17 protein-coding genes are annotated in these 16,762 nt (G+C 64.9%); 9 read left to right on the top strand and 8 right to left on the bottom strand.

Features of this window, described 5'->3' with window-relative positions; genetic code table 11:
* The first annotated feature begins 57 nt into the window (after positions 1-57).
* Both recO and ACYQ1Z_RS18240 read left to right on the top strand, forming a co-directional pair.
* On the top strand, positions 58-810 hold the full coding sequence (gene recO, locus ACYQ1Z_RS18245; RefSeq protein WP_459793963.1) for a DNA repair protein RecO: 753 nt from the start codon (positions 58-60) through the stop codon (positions 808-810).
* 2 nt (positions 811-812) lie between these two features.
* Positions 813-1,634, top strand: a complete 822-nt coding sequence (locus ACYQ1Z_RS18240) for an isoprenyl transferase (RefSeq protein WP_459793962.1) — start codon at positions 813-815, stop codon at positions 1,632-1,634.
* Here the strand turns inward: ACYQ1Z_RS18240 and ACYQ1Z_RS18235 are convergent.
* Complete coding sequence (locus ACYQ1Z_RS18235) at positions 1,631-2,674, bottom strand: alpha/beta hydrolase (protein WP_459793961.1); 1,044 nt, start codon at positions 2,672-2,674, stop codon at positions 1,631-1,633. The two genes, ACYQ1Z_RS18240 and ACYQ1Z_RS18235, sit on opposite strands and share 4 nt — an antisense overlap.
* The gene (locus ACYQ1Z_RS18230; protein WP_459793960.1) at positions 2,671-3,666 is read right to left on the bottom strand and encodes an alpha/beta hydrolase; all 996 of its coding nucleotides are present in this window, start codon (positions 3,664-3,666) and stop codon (positions 2,671-2,673) included. Before ACYQ1Z_RS18230 ends, ACYQ1Z_RS18235 begins: the two co-directional genes overlap by 4 nt.
* A gap of 75 nt (positions 3,667-3,741) precedes the next feature.
* On the opposite strand from ACYQ1Z_RS18230, the gene ACYQ1Z_RS18225 reads away from it, so the two are divergent.
* Positions 3,742-4,815 (top strand): quinone-dependent dihydroorotate dehydrogenase, encoded by a 1,074-nt coding sequence (locus ACYQ1Z_RS18225; protein ID WP_459793959.1) that lies wholly within the window; start codon positions 3,742-3,744, stop codon positions 4,813-4,815.
* Between the two features lie 90 nt (positions 4,816-4,905).
* Here the strand turns inward: ACYQ1Z_RS18225 and ACYQ1Z_RS18220 are convergent, their stop codons facing one another.
* Complete coding sequence (locus tag ACYQ1Z_RS18220; RefSeq protein ID WP_459793958.1) at positions 4,906-5,505, bottom strand: DUF3043 domain-containing protein; 600 nt, start codon at positions 5,503-5,505, stop codon at positions 4,906-4,908.
* A 104-nt stretch (positions 5,506-5,609) separates the two neighbouring features.
* Here ACYQ1Z_RS18220 and ACYQ1Z_RS18215 point away from each other — a divergent pair, with 104 nt between their 5' ends.
* From ACYQ1Z_RS18215 to ACYQ1Z_RS18195, 5 genes are all read left to right on the top strand, one after another.
* Positions 5,610-7,067: a M20/M25/M40 family metallo-hydrolase gene (locus tag ACYQ1Z_RS18215; protein ID WP_459793957.1), complete on the top strand. Its 1,458-nt coding sequence runs from the start codon at positions 5,610-5,612 to the stop codon at positions 7,065-7,067.
* 162 nt (positions 7,068-7,229) lie between these two features.
* Complete coding sequence (locus ACYQ1Z_RS18210; RefSeq protein ID WP_459793956.1) at positions 7,230-7,616, top strand: HesB/IscA family protein; 387 nt, start codon at positions 7,230-7,232, stop codon at positions 7,614-7,616.
* A 187-nt stretch (positions 7,617-7,803) separates the two neighbouring features.
* The gene (ctaC, locus tag ACYQ1Z_RS18205; protein ID WP_459793955.1) at positions 7,804-8,676 is read left to right on the top strand and encodes an aa3-type cytochrome oxidase subunit II; all 873 of its coding nucleotides are present in this window, start codon (positions 7,804-7,806) and stop codon (positions 8,674-8,676) included.
* A gap of 10 nt (positions 8,677-8,686) precedes the next feature.
* Entirely contained in the window at positions 8,687-10,414 is a 1,728-nt protein-coding gene (gene ctaD, locus ACYQ1Z_RS18200) for an aa3-type cytochrome oxidase subunit I (RefSeq protein ID WP_459793954.1), read from the top strand.
* On the top strand, positions 10,411-10,812 hold the full coding sequence (locus tag ACYQ1Z_RS18195; RefSeq protein WP_459793953.1) for a cytochrome c oxidase subunit 4: 402 nt from the start codon (positions 10,411-10,413) through the stop codon (positions 10,810-10,812). The genes ctaD and ACYQ1Z_RS18195 overlap by 4 nt, the downstream gene beginning before the upstream one ends.
* Positions 10,813-10,947: 135 nt before the next feature.
* Here ACYQ1Z_RS18195 and ACYQ1Z_RS18190 read toward each other — a convergent pair whose 3' ends face one another.
* Positions 10,948-11,241, bottom strand: a complete 294-nt coding sequence (locus ACYQ1Z_RS18190; RefSeq protein WP_459793952.1) for an HPr family phosphocarrier protein — start codon at positions 11,239-11,241, stop codon at positions 10,948-10,950.
* 162 nt (positions 11,242-11,403) lie between these two features.
* Here ACYQ1Z_RS18190 and ACYQ1Z_RS18185 point away from each other — a divergent pair, with 162 nt between their 5' ends.
* Positions 11,404-12,174 (top strand): GntR family transcriptional regulator, encoded by a 771-nt coding sequence (locus tag ACYQ1Z_RS18185; protein ID WP_459793951.1) that lies wholly within the window; start codon positions 11,404-11,406, stop codon positions 12,172-12,174.
* A gap of 121 nt (positions 12,175-12,295) precedes the next feature.
* Here the strand turns inward: ACYQ1Z_RS18185 and qcrB are convergent, their stop codons facing one another.
* From qcrB to ctaE, 4 genes are all read right to left on the bottom strand, one after another.
* Positions 12,296-13,966 carry a cytochrome bc1 complex cytochrome b subunit gene (gene qcrB / locus ACYQ1Z_RS18180; RefSeq protein ID WP_459793950.1) on the bottom strand — a complete coding sequence of 557 codons (1,671 nt, stop codon included), beginning with the start codon at positions 13,964-13,966 and terminating at the stop codon, positions 12,296-12,298.
* Complete coding sequence (gene qcrA / locus ACYQ1Z_RS18175) at positions 13,944-15,017, bottom strand: cytochrome bc1 complex Rieske iron-sulfur subunit (RefSeq protein WP_459793949.1); 1,074 nt, start codon at positions 15,015-15,017, stop codon at positions 13,944-13,946. The genes qcrB and qcrA overlap by 23 nt, the downstream gene beginning before the upstream one ends.
* A 101-nt stretch (positions 15,018-15,118) precedes the next feature.
* Positions 15,119-15,907: a cytochrome bc1 complex diheme cytochrome c subunit gene (qcrC, locus tag ACYQ1Z_RS18170; RefSeq protein ID WP_459793948.1), complete on the bottom strand. Its 789-nt coding sequence runs from the start codon at positions 15,905-15,907 to the stop codon at positions 15,119-15,121.
* 86 nt (positions 15,908-15,993) lie between these two features.
* Positions 15,994-16,632 carry an aa3-type cytochrome oxidase subunit III gene (gene ctaE, locus ACYQ1Z_RS18165; RefSeq protein ID WP_459793947.1) on the bottom strand — a complete coding sequence of 213 codons (639 nt, stop codon included), beginning with the start codon at positions 16,630-16,632 and terminating at the stop codon, positions 15,994-15,996.
* Positions 16,633-16,762 lie beyond the last annotated feature (130 nt).

Raw genomic sequence — 16,762 nt, 5'->3', positions numbered from 1 at the left:
CCCGGCGGCACACCCGTCTCCGGCGGAAGGTGCCTGCTTGGGATGGGAAGATAAAGCGTGGCCCAACACTCCTTCGCGTCCCGCGCGTACCGCGACGACGCCGTCGTCCTCCGTACCCATAAGCTGGGTGAGGCCGACCGCATCATCACACTCCTCACCAAGCACCACGGCCAGGTCCGTGCCGTCGCCAAGGGCGTCAGGCGGACCAGCAGCCGTTTTGGTGCCCGGCTTGAACCGTTTATGGTGGCGGACCTCCAGTTGGTCTCCGGCCGCACCCTGGACATCGTCACCCAGGCTGTAGCCAAGGGCGCTTATGGCGGAAGTATCGCGGCGGATTACACGCGGTACACGGTAGCCGCAGCCATGACCGAGACCGCCGAGAAGCTCACGGATGTGGACGGCGAATCGGGGACAGCACAGTACAACCTGCTGGTGGGCGCACTGGCCGCCCTCAGCCGCAATGAACACGCCGCAGGCCTGATCCTGGATTCATACCTCCTGCGGGCCCTGGCCACCGGAGGCTGGGCCCCCAGCTTCACGGACTGCGCCCGCTGCGGCCTGCCGGGCCCGCACACCGCGTTCGCGGCCGCGCTGGGCGGCATGGTGTGCAGCGGATGCCGGCCTCCCGGATCACCCGCGCCGGCCCCGGAGACCGTGGTCCTGCTCGCTGCCCTCCTCACGGGCGACTGGGCCACGGCCGACCAGTCCCTGCCCCTGCACCGCAAGGAAGCCGCCGGCCTGGTGGCTGCCTACCTGCAGTGGCACCTTGAACGAGTCCTCAAATCCCTCAAGCATGTGGAGCGTACCTGACAGTGGCCCTGGGCAAGAAGAACACCGCCTCCCGCAAACGGACCCATCCCGTGGTGGCCCCGTACCCGCATCCCTCCGGGGCGACGGCACCGGCCATCCCCGCGGAATTCATACCCCGCCACGTGGCCATCGTCATGGACGGCAACGGGCGCTGGGCCAACCAGCGGGGACTGCCGCGCATTGAGGGCCACAAAGCCGGTGAACCGGCGCTGCTGGACGTAATGGCCGGCGCCATCGAACTCGGCATCGAGTACGTGAGTGTCTACGCTTTCTCCACCGAGAACTGGCGACGCTCACCGGAAGAGGTCCGCTTCCTGATGGGATTTAACAAGGATGTGCTGCGGCGCCAACGGAACCAGCTGGACGAGTGGGGTGTGCGGGTCCGCTGGTCCGGCCGCCGGCCAAAGCTTTGGGGTTCCGTCATCCGGGAACTTGAGGAGGCAGAGGAATACACGGCGGGCAACAGCACCTGCACGTTGACCATGTGTGTTAATTACGGCGGCCGCGCCGAGATCACCGACGCCGTGTCCGCCATCGCCGCCGACGTCGCCGACGGCAAGCTCAAACCCGGTGCCATCACCGAGCGGACCATCCAGAAATACCTTGATGAGCCCGACCTTCCGGACGTTGACCTGTTCCTCCGCAGTTCCGGCGAGCAGCGGCTCTCGAACTTCCTGCTCTGGCAGTCGGCCTACGCGGAATTCGTTTTTATGGACACCCTCTGGCCGGACGTCGACCGCCGCACGCTGTGGGCCGCCGTCGAAGAGTACGCCCGGCGGGACCGCCGCTATGGCGGCGCCGTCGACGCCGCCCAACCGTCCTAGGCGGGGTATCCCCGAAGCCAGGCCGCGAGGTCCCGATAGGCCTCTTCGCGCACCATGCGGCGCGAGAGGAAGACGTCATGCAGGGCTCCCGGATAGCGGAAGACTGCCACCCGACGCCCCAGGCGGAGGGCGCGGTTTGCTGTCTCCTCCACATTGATGACCGCGTCCGCCTCCATCATTTCCGCCGACCAGTCCATTTGGATCCGCGTCCGCTCGGAGAGCAGGACCAGTGTCGGGGCGGCGACATGAAGCCGTTTTTCCACGTCCGCGTGCCCGGCCATCACAGCCTTCGCCCAGCCCGCCCTGATGGGGAAGGACGCCCGCGGCCGCCACACCGGATCAAGGTGCCACTCGCCGTGGGCGTCCTTACTGACGCTCTGCCAGTATCCGGGCATCTCGGGAAGCCAGAACGCGCGCAGGGGATCGCCCCTGGAAATCGGATCCACCAGGTGCATGGCAATCGTGCGGATGATGCTGCTGCCCTGAAGTTCCAGCCATGGCGCGTTCAGGATCAGGGTCCCCAGTGCCTCCGGGTTCCGGTCAGCCCATAACGCGGCGATCAGCCCGCCCAGGGAATGGCCCAGCAGGTGTACCCGCACATTTGCGTCGGGGCCCCGCGCCTCAGTGATGTCCGCCCCGATCGCCTCCATGGCAGCGGCGAGGTCCTCGTCATAAACAGCCAGGTCATCGGTGTAGCCCGGCGTTTGCCATGGCCGCAAGCTCCGGCCGAACTTCCGCAGGTCCAGGGCATAGAACGGGAAACCTTCACCGCAGAGGTATCCGGCAAGCTCCGCCTGAAGGAAGTAGTCCGCCCAGCCGTGCAGGTACAGGACGACGTCGACAGGCCCGGCCCCACCTTCCCGCTGTCCCCGGGGATCCGGCGCCGTGGGCCCGGGCACGAGGCAGCGCACCAGGGTGGCCACAACCGCCCCCTCGTTGTCAGGTTGCAGGGCCAGTTCACGCTGCTGGAAGCTGGAACCCAGGAAGTCAGGTGCCCAGAGCCCAGGCCTGCTACCGACGTCGGGGCGTCCGCCACTCATGGACCCTCCCCGCCTGCAGGGGGCTCCGGGTCCGGCTCGCCGTAAGCCCGCAACCAGCGGGCCAGCCGTGCATAAGCGTCGGCGCGGACTGCGGCGGGGGAGAGGAAGACATCGTGCAGGGCGCCGTCAATCCGTTCCACCGTGACCGTCCGGCCCAGGGTGAGTGCGCGGGCACTGATGATGTTGACGTCAAGTACGGCATCAGTACGGCGCATCTCCTCCGTCCAAAACAGCCCGTTCGCGCTGCCCCGGGAGAGCAGCACCAGGATCGGCACATTGATGTCCAGTCCGCGGGCCACCTTCGCGTGTCCGGCAAGGACGGCGCTCAGCCAGCCGGCCCGGACCGGGAACGCCATCGGCGGGCGGTACCGTTCATCCAGCAGCCACTCGCCGTCCGCGGTACTGCTGATGGTGCGCCAGTAGAAACCCCGCTCAGGGAGCCGCAGCACGGCTTCGGGCCGGAACCTGGCTACCGGGGCCACCACGCCGGACGCTGCCCGACGGACGAGGCTGCTGCCGTGCATCTCCAGCCACGGGCTGTTCAGGACCAGGTGGGACACGGCGGCAGGATTCCTGCTGGCCCACAGCACCGCCACCAGGCCGCCTGTTGAATGGCCCATCAGCGTCAACGGCGACGGTCCGGACTCCACGCTGATCAGCCCACGGGCAACATCGATTTCCGCGTCATAGTCCGCCAGGTCGGCGACGTACCCGCCGGGAAAGTCCGGGCGCAGGCTTCGGCCATGGTTGTGCATGTCGAGTGCGTAGAAGTCGTAGCCGGCGGCGGACCAGAAGTGTGCCAGGTCAACGTTGAAGAAGTAGTCGCTCCAGCCGTGCAGGAACAGGACGGCCCTGCGGTTCCCGGACGCCGGACGCGCCGGGTCCGGCCGCAGCCGGACCAGCGTTGCGGTGCGTTCAACACCGTCACGGCCGGCAGCGGAGAAGGTAAGGGATTCGAACTCCGCGCCCAGGATGTCCTGCTGCCAATCCATGGGTTCATGCTAATCCCGCGGAGCAGCATGAAAGTCCATTTTGGTCCTGGCAGCAGGAGACGGAAGACTGGAGTCATGCGCGTTTACCCCACTTTCTTCAGGCTTGCCTTTTCATGGATGGACGCCGAGCGCGCCCACAAGATCGGATTCAAGGGCATCAGGCTCGCGCACAGCACCGGTGCCGGGAAAATCCTGCGGAAACTTGCCGCACCCGCGCCGTCCCTCCAGACCACTGCGTTCGGCGTCACTTTCCCCTCACCGTTCGGGCTGGCCGCGGGATTCGACAAGGAAGGCCACGGGATCGAAGCCCTGACCGAACTCGGCTTCGGCCACGTGGAAGTGGGAACCATCACCGGCCAGGCGCAGCCCGGCAACGACAAGCCCCGGCTCTTCCGGCTAATCGAGGACCGCGCTGTCATCAACCGCATGGGTTTCAACAACGACGGCGCTGCCGCCGTCGCTCCACGGTTGAAGGCCGCGCGGGCTGCCCTCATCCGGGCATACCCGGGCGTGCGTCCCGTCATCGGCGTCAACATCGGCAAGACCAAAGTGGTGGAGCTCGCCGATGCCGTCGACGACTACCTCATCAGTGCACGCAGCCTTGCGCCCGCCGCCGACTACCTGGTGGTCAACGTCAGTTCGCCGAACACCCCCGGCCTGCGTCTGCTGCAGGACGTTGAAACACTCCGGCCGCTGCTGACCGCCGTGGGGGAGGAGGCGGACCGCGCCGCCGGCAGGCACGTTCCCCTGCTGGTCAAGATTGCGCCGGACCTCAGCGACGAGGACATCGACGACGTCGCCCGCCTCGCGCTGGACCTGAAGCTGGACGGCATCATCGCCACGAATACCACCATCGCCAGGACCGGACTGGCGTCGCCGGCAGACCAGGTGGAACGGTACGGGGCCGGCGGCCTCTCCGGCGCACCCTTGAAAAAGAGGTCCCTGGAAGTGCTGCGGCGGCTGAGGGACGCCACGGGCGGCGCACTCACCCTGGTCGCGGTGGGCGGCGTGGAAACAGCCCAGGACGTCCAGGACCGGCTCGACGCCGGGGCCACCCTTGTCCAGGGCTACACGGCGTTCCTCTACGAGGGTCCGTTCTGGGCGGCCCGGATCAACAGGCAGCTGGCCAGGAACCGCCGGGCTGCCTAAGCCCTGCAGCCCTTAAGGACTTGCAGCCCTTAAAGAACTGAACCCCGGCGGGCAGTCCGCCGGGGGTTCAGTCCTTGCAGGAGTTGGGGGTCAGGCAGGGTACTGGCCGCGCTTGACCTGGGGCTTGGGCAGCCGCAGCTTCCGGAATTGAAGCGACCGCATGGAGCCGTACCAGACGGTACCGCGCTCCACCTCTCCGAACTTCTCTGCGAGCCGCTTCCGTAGTTTGCGGGACAAGACGAACACGTCGATGAACACGGCCAGGAACATGACCCAGAACCCGCCCAGGACGTAGATCATCATGTCGCTGGAGGCCGGTACAACCAGCGACACCAGGACAAAGACCAGCGCGCCGAACATCAGGTACTCGCCGAGGCTGAAGCGGGCGTCAACGTAATCCCGGGCGAACCGCTTCTGGGGGCCCTTGTCGCGCAGCGGCAGGAACCTTTCGTCGCCGGTATCCAGCGCCTGGCGCATCTTCTGGCGCTGGTCCTGGATGGCCTGGCGCTCCGCGGCCTTGGACGCCTTGCGGTCCTCCGGCACCAGCGGACGCTTCCGCGCTGCCTCCTGGGCCTTGCGGGTGGGGGTTGGTGCGCCCTTGCCCACGCCGGTTGCCCGCGCCGCCGCGTCTGCCGCCTGCTGGTCTACTATTTCCTGCGCCGAGGGCGCTTCCTTTTTACGTCCGAACACCAAAACAGAATACCCTTGCACGCCGCTGCGGGCCGTTCCCCGCCCGGGCACTTCGCCCTGACACTTCCCCGGGGGGAAGATGTGACGGGGGTAATGTTTTCGCCATGACTTCATCACCGACGGCACCTCCGTCCCACCCGAGCGGTTCGGCAACGCCGGACCCGGCCGGCCAGGACTGGACGGAAGACCTCCGCGCGTCCGTAGACCGCTCCTTCGACAACACCCTGGCCAAGCTCAAGGAACTTGTAGCCATCCCGGGCATCGCCTGGCCCAGTTTCGACCGGTCCCCGCTTGACCGCAGCGCCGCCGCCGTCGAGGACCTGCTCCGCGCGGCCGGCCTGGGCGAGGTGCAGGTCCTCGCCTGCAACAAGCCGGACGGCACCCCGGGAGGCCCCGCCGTCGTGGCCCGGCGCCCCGCTGCTGCCGGCAAACCCACCATCCTGCTGTACGCGCACCACGACGTGCAGCCCGCCGGGGACGAAACGCTGTGGGAGACCAGCCCCTTCGAGGCCGTGGAAAAGGACGGCCGGCTGTATGGCCGCGGAGCCGCCGACGACAAGGCCGGCATCATGGCCCATGTGGCAGCCTACGCCGCCGTCTCGGAGGTCCTGGGCGGTGCTTTGGGCCTGGGCGTGACTTTCTTCATCGAAGGCGAGGAAGAAGCCGGCTCGCCCACCTTCCGCCCTTTCCTGGAAGCGAACCGGGAACTGCTCCGGGCGGATGTCATTGTCGTTGCGGACTCGAGCAACTGGAAGGTGGGCGTTCCGGCCCTCACCACCAGCCTGCGCGGGCTCGTCGACGGCACCATCGAGGTCCGCGTCCTCGAGCATGCGGTGCACTCGGGTATGTACGGCGGTCCGGTCCTCGATGCGCCCACACTCCTGTCGCGGCTCATCGCCACGTTGCATGACGACGACGGCAACGTCGCCATCCCGGGACTGGTCGCCACGGACCACACCGCCGTGGACATTCCGGAGGCGGACTACCGTGCCGACGCCTCCGTACTCGATGGCGTGCGCCTGGCCGGGACGGGGAGCATCGCATCGCGGCTCTGGACAAAGCCGGCGCTTTCCATCATCGGGTTTGATGCACCGGGCGTCGACGTCGCCTCCAACACGCTTATTCCCAGCGCCCGTGCCAAGTTCAGCCTGCGGCTTGCCCCCGGCCAGGACCCGGAGGAAGTCATGGCCGCAGTCCGCGGCCACGTGGAGGCCAACGCCCCCTTCGGCGCCCAGGTCGTCTTCACGCCGGGGGAGAGCGGCGACCCGTTCCGGACCGACACGTCATCAGCGGCTGCCACCGTAGCCATGTGGGCCCTGGGACAGGCATGGGGCGTTCCGGCGGTGGAGACCGGAATCGGCGGCTCCATCCCCTTCATCGCCGACCTGATGGAGCTGTATCCGGAGGTGCAGATCCTGGTCACCGGCGTGGAGGATCCCGATTCCCGCGCCCACAGCGCCAACGAGTCCCTGCACCTGGGCGACTTCCGCAAGGCCATCCTGGCCGAAGCGTTGATGCTGGCGCGCCTCAACCGGGAAGGGCTGGCAGGCCAATCAGCCTGAAACCGGGGGTCCGGGGAACAATCCGCAACTGTCCATGGTTACGGAAGGAGTTAGAGCTACAGGGCTGTCCGACGTAGCATGTAGCTATAGCCCATACCCAATCCGTAGGGGCAGGCACCGTGAGAGCGGCGCCGCCAGGACCCGTCCCAAGAAGGTAGGCCAATGAGCACCGCAACCAATGAGAACAGCACCGAAACCACCAGCGACACCGGCGAACTGCCGGTCCACGAGGTCAACCTGACCGACGTCGCCGCCGGCAAGGTCCGCAGCCTTCTCGAACAGGAAGGCCGCACCGACCTGCGCCTTCGGGTTGCCGTGCAGCCCGGCGGCTGCTCCGGCCTGATCTACCAGCTCTACTTCGACGAGCGGTTGCTCGACGGCGACGCCGTCCGCGACTTCGACGGCGTGGAGGTCGTGGTGGACAAGATGAGCGTTCCGTACCTGAGCGGAGCCAGCATCGACTTTGAGGACACCATTTCCAAGCAGGGCTTCACCATCGACAACCCCAACGCCGGTGGCTCCTGCGCCTGTGGAGATTCCTTCCACTAGGCCGGTTATTTCGCCCGATGCCTGCGCCGTGTCCCCTGCCACATATATTGGCCGGGGGGCACGGCGCCGACATGTGGGCGAAACGCCCGGCGGAGCGGTAAGCTCTACACCGAGTAGTAAAACTTTTAGTGTGCCCGGGGCCGCCGATGGCTGCCCGGACAACAGCAACAAGTAGGAAGGGCCGTCTGTGAGTTCGCAGAACCGAACCGGCAGCCGACGCAAAACGATCACAACGATCACTGGCTTGGCTATTGCCGGCGCGTTGGTTTTGACCGGATGTTCGCCAGAGGTAGAGAAGGGGTGGCTGCCCACTGAACGCGGCACCACCAGCAACACCGACCGCATCATGGACCTCTGGGTCAACTCATGGATTGCCGCCCTTGTTGTGGGCATCATTACCTGGGGCCTGATCGTCTGGTGCCTGGTGGCCTACCGCCGCCGCAAGGGCACCGTCGGGTTCCCGCGGCAGACCAGCTTCAACCTTCCCCTCGAAGTCTTCTACCTGACGATCCCGCTGTTCATGGTTGTCGTGTTCTTCTACTTCACGGACCGCGACCAGCAGGCCATTGATGACCGCTCCCAGCCCGCCGACGTCGTTGTTGACGTCCGCGGCAAGCAGTGGGCATGGGACTTCAACTACAAGGCCGGCGACGTCATCGAAGAAGACGTGCACGAGGCCGGCGTCCAGGCACACCTCACCGGAAACACCATCGACAAGGAAAAGCTCCCCACCCTTTACCTGCCGGTGAACAAGTCCGTGGACCTGGAACTCAACGCACGCGACGTCATCCACTCCTTCTGGGTACCCGCCTTCCTGCAGAAGCGCGACATGATCCCGGGCAAGACCAACTACATCCGGTTTACCCCCACTAAAGAGGGCACCTTTGACGGCAAGTGCGCCGAACTTTGCGGCGAGTACCACTCCGAAATGCTGTTCCGCGTCAAGGTGGTGTCCGAAGCTGAATTCCAGGCACACATGGACGACCTGAAGGCAGCGGGCAACACTGGCCTCCTCGGTGTGGAGTACGACCGCAACCCGAACCTGAACGAAATTAAGTAAGGGGAGCGACGTGGCTACGTACACTCAATCCGCACCCACCGGAGCGCTGACCGCTCCCGTGGTTCCCAAATCCAAGGGGCGCATCGTCGTCAACTGGATCACCTCCACCGACCACAAGACCATCGGGTACATGTACCTGATCGCGTCCTTCGTGTTCTTCTGCCTGGGCGGCGTCATGGCGCTGCTGATCCGCGCCGAACTCTTTGAGCCGGGCATGCAGATCCTGCAGACCAAGGAACAGTACAACCAGCTGTTCACCATGCACGGCACCGTCATGCTGCTGATGTTCGCCACCCCGCTGTTCGCCGGGTTCGCCAACGTCATCATGCCGCTGCAGATCGGCGCCCCCGACGTCGCCTTCCCGCGCCTGAACGCGCTGGCATTCTGGTTCTTCCTGTTCGGTTCCACCATCGCCGTTTCGGGCTTCATCACCCCGCAGGGTGCCGCGTCCTTCGGCTGGTTCGCGTACGCGCCGCTGTCCAACACCACCTTCAGCCCCGGCATCGGTGGCGACCTGTGGGTCTTTGGCCTGGCGCTGTCCGGCTTTGGCACCATCCTGGGTGCGGTCAACTTCATCACCACCATCATCTGCATGCGCGCCCCGGGCATGACCATGTGGCGGATGCCCATCTTCACCTGGAACACCCTCGTCACGGCCATCCTGGTCCTGATGGCGTTCCCGCCGCTGGCAGCTGCACTGTTCGCGCTCGGCGCCGACCGCCGCTTCGGTGCCCACATCTTCGACCCGGAGAACGGCGGTGCCGTCCTGTGGCAGCACCTGTTCTGGTTCTTCGGCCACCCCGAGGTGTACATCATCGCGCTGCCGTTCTTCGGCATCGTCTCGGAGATCTTCCCGGTCTTCAGCCGCAAGCCGATCTTCGGTTACAAGGGCCTGGTGTACGCGACGATCGCCATCGCCGCGCTGTCCGTGACCGTGTGGGCGCACCACATGTACGTCACCGGATCGGTGCTGCTGCCGTTCTTCGCCTTCATGACCATGCTCATCGCAGTGCCCACCGGCGTGAAGTTCTTCAACTGGATCGGCACCATGTGGCGCGGCTCGCTGACGTTCGAGACGCCCATGCTGTGGAGCATCGGGTTCCTCATCACCTTCCTCTTCGGCGGCCTGACCGGCATCATCCTGGCTTCCCCGCCGCTGGACTTCCACGTCTCCGACTCCTACTTCGTGGTGGCGCACTTCCACTACGTGGTGTTCGGCACGGTGGTGTTCGCGATGTTCGCGGGCTTCTACTTCTGGTGGCCCAAGTGGACCGGGAAGATGCTCAACGAGCGCCTGGGCAAGATCCATTTCTGGCTCCTGTTCCTCGGCTTCCACGGCACGTTCCTCATCCAGCACTGGCTCGGGGTTGAAGGCATGCCCCGCCGCTACGCCGACTACCTCGTGGAGGACAACTTCACCTGGATGAACCAGTTCTCCACCGTGGCGTCCTTCGTCCTGGGTGCTTCCCTGATCCCGTTCTTCTGGAACGTGTACATCACCTGGCGCAGCGCCGAAAAGGTGCAGGTGGACGACCCGTGGGGCTTCGGCGCCTCGCTCGAGTGGGCAACGTCCTGCCCGCCGCCGCGCCACAACTTCACGTCCCTGCCCCGGATCCGTTCGGAGCGTCCCGCCCTGGACCTGCACCACCCGGAACTCCGCCAGGTCCACACCGTTGAGTCACCCGCTCCCGCAGCGCAGGCGCTGGGTAACGCTGACCAGAAGGACACCGCACAGTGAAAATCGAATCCTGGATCTTTGGCTCCGGCGTCTTCTTCTTCGTCCCCGTAGCCCTGGTTTACGGCTTCCTGACCAACTGGGGCGAATGGGTCGGAATCCTGGGCATCCTGCTGGTCGGCGGCCTCGCCGGCATGATCGGCGGCTACCTCGGATACACCGGCAAGCGCGTTGGGCTCCGCCCCGAGGACCGCAGTGACGCCGAAATCCACGAAGGCGCCGGCGAGCAGGGGCACTTCAGCCCCTGGAGCTGGTGGCCCCTGGTTCTCGGCCTTGCGTGCGCAGGCGGTTTCCTCGGCCTGGCCGTCGGCTGGTGGATCCTGTTCATCGCCGCAGGCCTGGCACTGGTAGCCCTCATCGGCTGGGTATATGAGTACAGCCGGGGCGACCACGCCCACTAGGCACCTACACGAATAACGACGTCGGGCCCCACCTTCAGGTGGGGCCCGACGTCGTTATGTGGTTTCAAAGTGCCATGCACAACTTCTGCGGGCCGCAGGGGTCGAATCCTTCGGCTGAGAGGCCCGGAAAGAAGCTCAGGCGCCGCCCTGCGACTGCAGGAGTTCCGCCAGGCCTGCCAGTGCCTCCTCAGCGTGTTCGCGGCTTATATCGGCTCCCACGGCAGCGTCGCTGATCTCCAGCTCGACCTCGCAGCCGTGGTGGAAATCTGCCGTCATGACCTGCAGCAGCGAACGGGCGTCCACACCAACGATGCCGGTCTTGGCTATCGTCACGGGAAGCCCGGTGTCGGTCACTGCCCGGACAAAAGCAGCCGCCGGGCGCGCATGCAGCCCGACGGATGCCGTAACCACGGCCTTTTGTGTTGGCAAAGGGGACTCCTTCGTCATGACGGCCCCCATCCGTCGATAAAAAATTTCCAGACCAAATATAGCCGCCGAGGAACTCGGCCCGCCAAACGTCCCCCCGGCGTGCGCAGCTGGTCTAGACCTGCCCTAAAATTGGTGGTGACATAAACGGCAGGAGAGGGATCCATGGCGGCCGGGGCGAACGGAATCAAAGGCGACATCGACCGCTCCAGCGGCGTTGCCATCTATATCCAGTTGCGGGAAATCCTCCGTACCTACATCGCCGAGTCGTGCCGCCCCGGCAGTGCGCTTCCGTCCGAACGGGACCTTGCCGAACGGTTCGGGCTCGCCCGGATGACTGTCCGGCAGGCGATCGACGCGCTGGTAGGTGAGGAAGTGATCGAGCGGGTGGTGGGCTTGGGCACCTTCGTCCGGCGGCCCAAGCTGGACCTTCAGGTGAAACTGACGTCCTACAGCGAAGAGATGCAGCGGCGCGGCATGGTTCCGGCAGCCAAAGTGCTCAGCTTCGAGCAGATCGGTGCCAGCGCCTTCCTGGCACGGGAGCTGCAGCTGGACGAGGGTACCCCGCTCGTGCGGTTCCGCAGGCTGCTCCTGGCGGATGGGGAGCCCATGAGCGTGGACGAGAACTTCATTCCGGCCCACCGGGTGCCGGGGCTCCTTGACGGCGAGCCACCCACCTCGCTCTACAACGTGCTCAGCGAGCAGTTTGGCCTCGTGATGGAGTGGGGCGAGGACATGATCGAGGCCACCGCCGCCTCACCATCCACTGCGAGGCTCCTCAACGTGGAGGTCGGGTCGCCCCTGCTGAAAATCCAGCGGCATGCCTTCGTGGCCCGTGCCATGGTGGACTACTCCGTCTCCTATTACCGGGCTGACCGGTACAAGCTCTGGGTACCCCTCCAGCGGCCCGGGGCCCGGAGGGCCCGCAACCACTAGGCGGGCGTTGCGGCGCTGCGACGGACGGCGCTTCGTTACCGATGCTGCGTCCTGCCGCAACTTAAGCAGCAATGAGGCCCGGTCCTGTTGGACCGGGCCTCATGTGCATGGAACGTCGAGCCTAGTGGGAAAGGCTCTTTGCTTCTTCGGGAGCTTCGACAGCCGCGTGGCCGTGGCCGTGGGCGGCTTCCAGCTCTGCGGGCGTTGCCGGGGCAACGCGGTCTTCGAAGAACCACTTGGAGAGGAACGCGCGGCGCTTCTCCTTGCGGGTCACAACGCCGTGCTCGTTCGGGACGGCAGGCAGAACCTGCGGGGACTCGAAGCCAACCAGCTTGTAGCGCTTGTACTCATCCAGCGGTGCGTGGACCTCGATGAACTCACCGTGCGGGAGGCGCACGATACGTCCGGTTTCGCGGCCGTGCAGTGCGATTTCGCGGTCCTTGCGCTGAAGGGCCAGGGCCACACGCTTGGTCACGACGAAGGCGATGATCGGGCCGATGAAGAAGAGGGCGCGCAGCCAGTAGGTGACGTCGTTCAGCGAGACACCGAAGTGCGTCGCGATGAGGTCGGAGCCTGCAGCTGCCCACATGACGCAGTACCAGACGAAGCCTGCCATGCCGATGGCGGTGCGGGTCGGGGCGTTGCGCGGGCGGTCCAGGACGTGGTGCTCACGGTCGTCCTTGGTGATCCACCGCTCGATCCACGGGTACATGAACATCACGGTGAACAGGATGCCGGCCGGGACAAGGGCGGGCAGCAGGACGTTGAAGGTGAAGACCTGGCCGAACCAGACCTGCTCAACCTGCCAGTCGCCGAACGTACCCGGCATCAGGCGGAGTGCACCGTCAACAAAGCCGATGTACCAGTCGGGCTGGGTGCCTGCGGAGACGGGTGAGGGGTCGTACGGGCCGTAGTTCCAGATCGGGTTGATCGTGAAGAAGCCTGCCATCAGGGCCAGGACACCGAAGACGATGAAGAAGAATCCACCGGCCTTTGCGGCATACACCGGGCCGAGGGGGTAACCGACAACGTTGTTGTCGTTACGGCCCGGGCCGGGGTACTGGGTGTGCTTGTGCACGACAACCATGAACAGGTGCAGGACGATCATCAGCAGGATGAGGGCCGGAACCAGCAGGATGTGGAGCATGTAGAGGCGGCCGATAACGGCCGTGCCCGGGAACTCGCCGCCGAAGAGGAAGAACGAGATGTACGTGCCGATCACCGGGATGGACTTGATAACGCCGTCGATGATGCGCAGGCCGTTGCCGGACAGCAGGTCATCGGGGAGCGAGTAGCCGGTGAAGCCAGCCGCCATGGCCAGGATGAGCAGCACACCGCCGACGACCCAGTTCATTTCACGGGGCCGGCGGAACGCGCCGGTAAAGAACACGCGGAGCATGTGCACGGCAATGGAGGCCACGAACAGCAGAGCCGCCCAGTGGTGGACCTGGCGCATGAACAGACCGCCGCGGACATCGAACGAGATGTTCAGGGAGGAGTTGTAAGCGACCGACATCTCGACGCCCTTGAGCGGGACGTAGGACCCCTCGTAGTGCGTTTCCGCCATGGACGGATCGAAGAAGAAGGTCAGGAAGGTACCCGAGAGCAGCAGGATGACGAAGGAGTACAGCGCCACCTCGCCGAACATGAAGGACCAGTGGTCCGGGAATACCTTGCGGCCGAACTCCCGAAGGATTCCGGAACCGCCAACACGTGAATCGACGAAGTCGGTAAACCGACCGGTCTTGGTTTTGGCGACGAAAGCCGGCTCAGCTGTTGATGCTGCGCTCATGCATATCACGCTCCCAGTAACTTGGTCCTACGGGTTCTTTGAAGTCGCTGGTGGCGACCAGGTAGCCCTCGTCATCAACTGCGATGGGCAGCTGGGGGAGAGGCCGGCTGGCGGGGCCGAAGATCACCTTGCACTCCTGCGTGAGGTCGAAGGTGGACTGGTGGCACGGGCACAGCAGGTGGTGCGTCTGCTGCTCGTAAAGAGCAACGGGGCAGCCAACGTGGGTGCAGATCTTGGAGTAGGCAACGATGCCGTTGTAGCCCCACTCCTCGCGTCCCTCGGAAGGGTTGAGTGATGCAGGATCCAGGCGCATGAGGAGCACAACGGCCTTGGCCTTTTCGTTGAGCTTGCCCTCGTGGAGTTCGTTCAGGCCTTCGGGGATGACGTGGAACGCCGAGCCGATGGTGACATCAGAGGCCTTGATGGGGGTACCGTCAGGGTCACGGGCAAGGCGCTTGAGCTTGCCGTCCTGCGGTGCCCACATGGTGTGCGCCAGCTTGTTGTCTGGGCGCGGGCCGAGATCGCCGAAGATGGCGACGGCGGGCAGCGGGGCCAGTGCCACAGCGCCCAGCAGGGTGTTGCGGATCAGCGGGCGGCGCTTGATGCCGGTCTCCTCGACGATGTCATCGACAATGCGGACGGCTGCCTTGCGGTCTTCCTCGTAGCGGATCGCGTGGCGTTCCTCGGAGACCTCATGGTCGGGCATCAGGGCTTTGGCCCAGTGGACGATGCCGGTACCGATACCCAGCATCGCGAACGCGGTGCCGAGACCAAGCAGCATGTTCTGCAGCCGGATGATTTCGATGGTGGAGTCGTCAACGCCCAGATCGATGGCGAAGTACGCCACCAGGAAGATCAGGGTGCCAACAACAGAAGTGCCAAACAGTAAGGCGACCTGCCGTTCTGCCCGCTTTGCGGCCTTCGGGTCCGTGTCAGCCAGGCGCAAACGGTGCGGAGGAATTCCAGGGTCCTGGAACTTCTCCACCTCATTCTGACCAGCCGTAGCTACGGTGCCCGAGTGGTTCGGACTGCCGTCACTATGGTTGCCCATAATTCGCCTCATCCTTCTCTCGTCCCGGCGGTTGCCGGGTTAGTTTCTAATATCAACCTGCTGTTGGTGCAGCAGTAATTCTTGCGGCGTTCCGGCGTCCCTTAGGACGTACGGGACGTGAGCCAGATGGTGAACGCGATGATCACGCCCAGGCCGGCGACCCAAACGAACAGGCCTTCAGCAACAGGGCCGAGGGATCCGAGGTCGGCGCCGCCGGGGGACCCTGTGGTTTCGATCTGCTTCAGGAAGGTGATGATGTCGCGCTTGCCCTCGGGGGTGATGTTGGAGTCACTGAAGACCGGCATGTTCTGCGGGCCCGTCGCCATTGCCTCGTAGATGTGCTTGCCGGAAACGTCGGCCAGCGCAGGAGCGAACTTGCCACGGGTCAGGGCGCCACCGGCAGCGGCAGCGTTGTGGCACATGGCGCAGTTGGTGCGGAAGAGTTCGCCGCCCTCTGCGGCGTCGCCGCCCTCATCGAGCAGGTGCTCTTCAGGAATTGCCGGGCCGGCTCCCAGGGAGGCGACATAGGCTGAAAGCTGCTGGGTCTGTTCGTCGTTGAACTGGGCAGGCTTCTTGAGTGCCTGCGGGCCGTTCATCTGCATCGGCATGCGGCCGGTGCCAACCTGGAAGTCCACTGCTGCGGCGCCGACACCCACCAGGGAAGGACCGTCCTGCGTTCCGCTCGCACCAAAACCGTGGCAGGTGGCGCAGTTCGCGTCGAAGAGCTTGCCGCCCTCCTCAACGTCATTTGCGCTGTAGCTGGTGGTGGAGGCCTTGGCCTCGTTGACGGTGGTGGCAACGGCGTACAGCCCACCCGTGAGGAGGAGCCCCATCAGGAGCAGCGCTATTGCTGCAAGTGGGTGACGCCGCTTTTGTGAGAGTGCCTTCACGTGGTGGTTCCTTTAGTCGTTCCTGCGCCGGCTCCGGGAGCCGCTACCTGAAATTCTGCCTCTTGTAGAAAAAGAATCAAAGCTGGCTACTTGAGTACGTAGATGACCAGGAAGAGGCCGATCCAGACGACGTCAACGAAGTGCCAGTAGTAAGACGTGACAATCGCGGACGTTGCCTCAAAGTGCCCGAACTTCTTCGCGGCGAAAGACCGGCCCATGATGAGCAGGAACGCAACCAGGCCGCCAATGACGTGGAGGCCGTGGAAGCCGGTGGTCATGTAGAAGGCAGAGCCGTAGGCGTTGGATGAGAGCGAAACGTGCTCGGAAACGAGCATGGCGTACTCGGTGGCCTGGCCGGCGACGAAGAACGCGCCCATGAGGAACGTCAGGGTGAACCATTCGTTCATTCCCCAGCGGGAGAACTGGAACGCACCCCCGGTCCGGCGCGGCTGGAGCCGTTCGGCGGCGAAGACGCCCATCTGGCAAGTGAAGGAGCTTGCCACGAGGACGATCGTGTTAACGAGCGCAAAGGGGAAGTTGAGCTTGGCTGTCTCGTCCGCCCACATCTGTGCACTGGTGGAGCGCAGGGTGAAGTACATGGCGAAGAGACCGGCGAAGAACATCAACTCGCTGGACAGCCACACAACGGTTCCAACGGAAACCATATTCGGGCGGTTCAGCGTGGGGTGCGCCGGGGTACTGGGGGCATGGGTCGCAGATGTCACATAGACATTATGTCTGCAAAAGTCCGTGCTGCCCAACGCAAACCGCCTTTTCGGAGGACTTTTTCTACAAAGACGCGAAATCGCCCGGAAAAGTGCCCGGGCCGGTTCACATTGGTCAGCGTCCGCCATC

This window comes from Arthrobacter sp. AD-310, from assembly GCF_054656615.1.
This window is presented reverse-complemented; position numbering and strand designations above follow the sequence as displayed.

Excerpts from the sequence above, each read along its gene's own strand:
- ACYQ1Z_RS18235 (WP_459793961.1), bottom strand. The coding sequence starts at position 2,674 with ATGAGTGGCGGACGCCCCGACGTCGGTAGCAGGCCTGGGCTCTGGGCA.
- ACYQ1Z_RS18230 (WP_459793960.1), bottom strand. The coding sequence starts at position 3,666 with ATGGATTGGCAGCAGGACATCCTGGGCGCGGAGTTCGAATCCCTTACC.
- ACYQ1Z_RS18225 (WP_459793959.1), top strand. The coding sequence starts at position 3,742 with ATGCGCGTTTACCCCACTTTCTTCAGGCTTGCCTTTTCATGGATGGAC.
- ACYQ1Z_RS18215 (WP_459793957.1), top strand. The coding sequence starts at position 5,610 with ATGACTTCATCACCGACGGCACCTCCGTCCCACCCGAGCGGTTCGGCA.
- ACYQ1Z_RS18210 (WP_459793956.1), top strand. The coding sequence starts at position 7,230 with ATGAGCACCGCAACCAATGAGAACAGCACCGAAACCACCAGCGACACC.
- ACYQ1Z_RS18185 (WP_459793951.1), top strand. The coding sequence starts at position 11,404 with ATGGCGGCCGGGGCGAACGGAATCAAAGGCGACATCGACCGCTCCAGC.
- qcrB (WP_459793950.1), bottom strand. The coding sequence starts at position 13,966 with ATGAGCGCAGCATCAACAGCTGAGCCGGCTTTCGTCGCCAAAACCAAG.
- qcrA (WP_459793949.1), bottom strand. The coding sequence starts at position 15,017 with ATGGGCAACCATAGTGACGGCAGTCCGAACCACTCGGGCACCGTAGCT.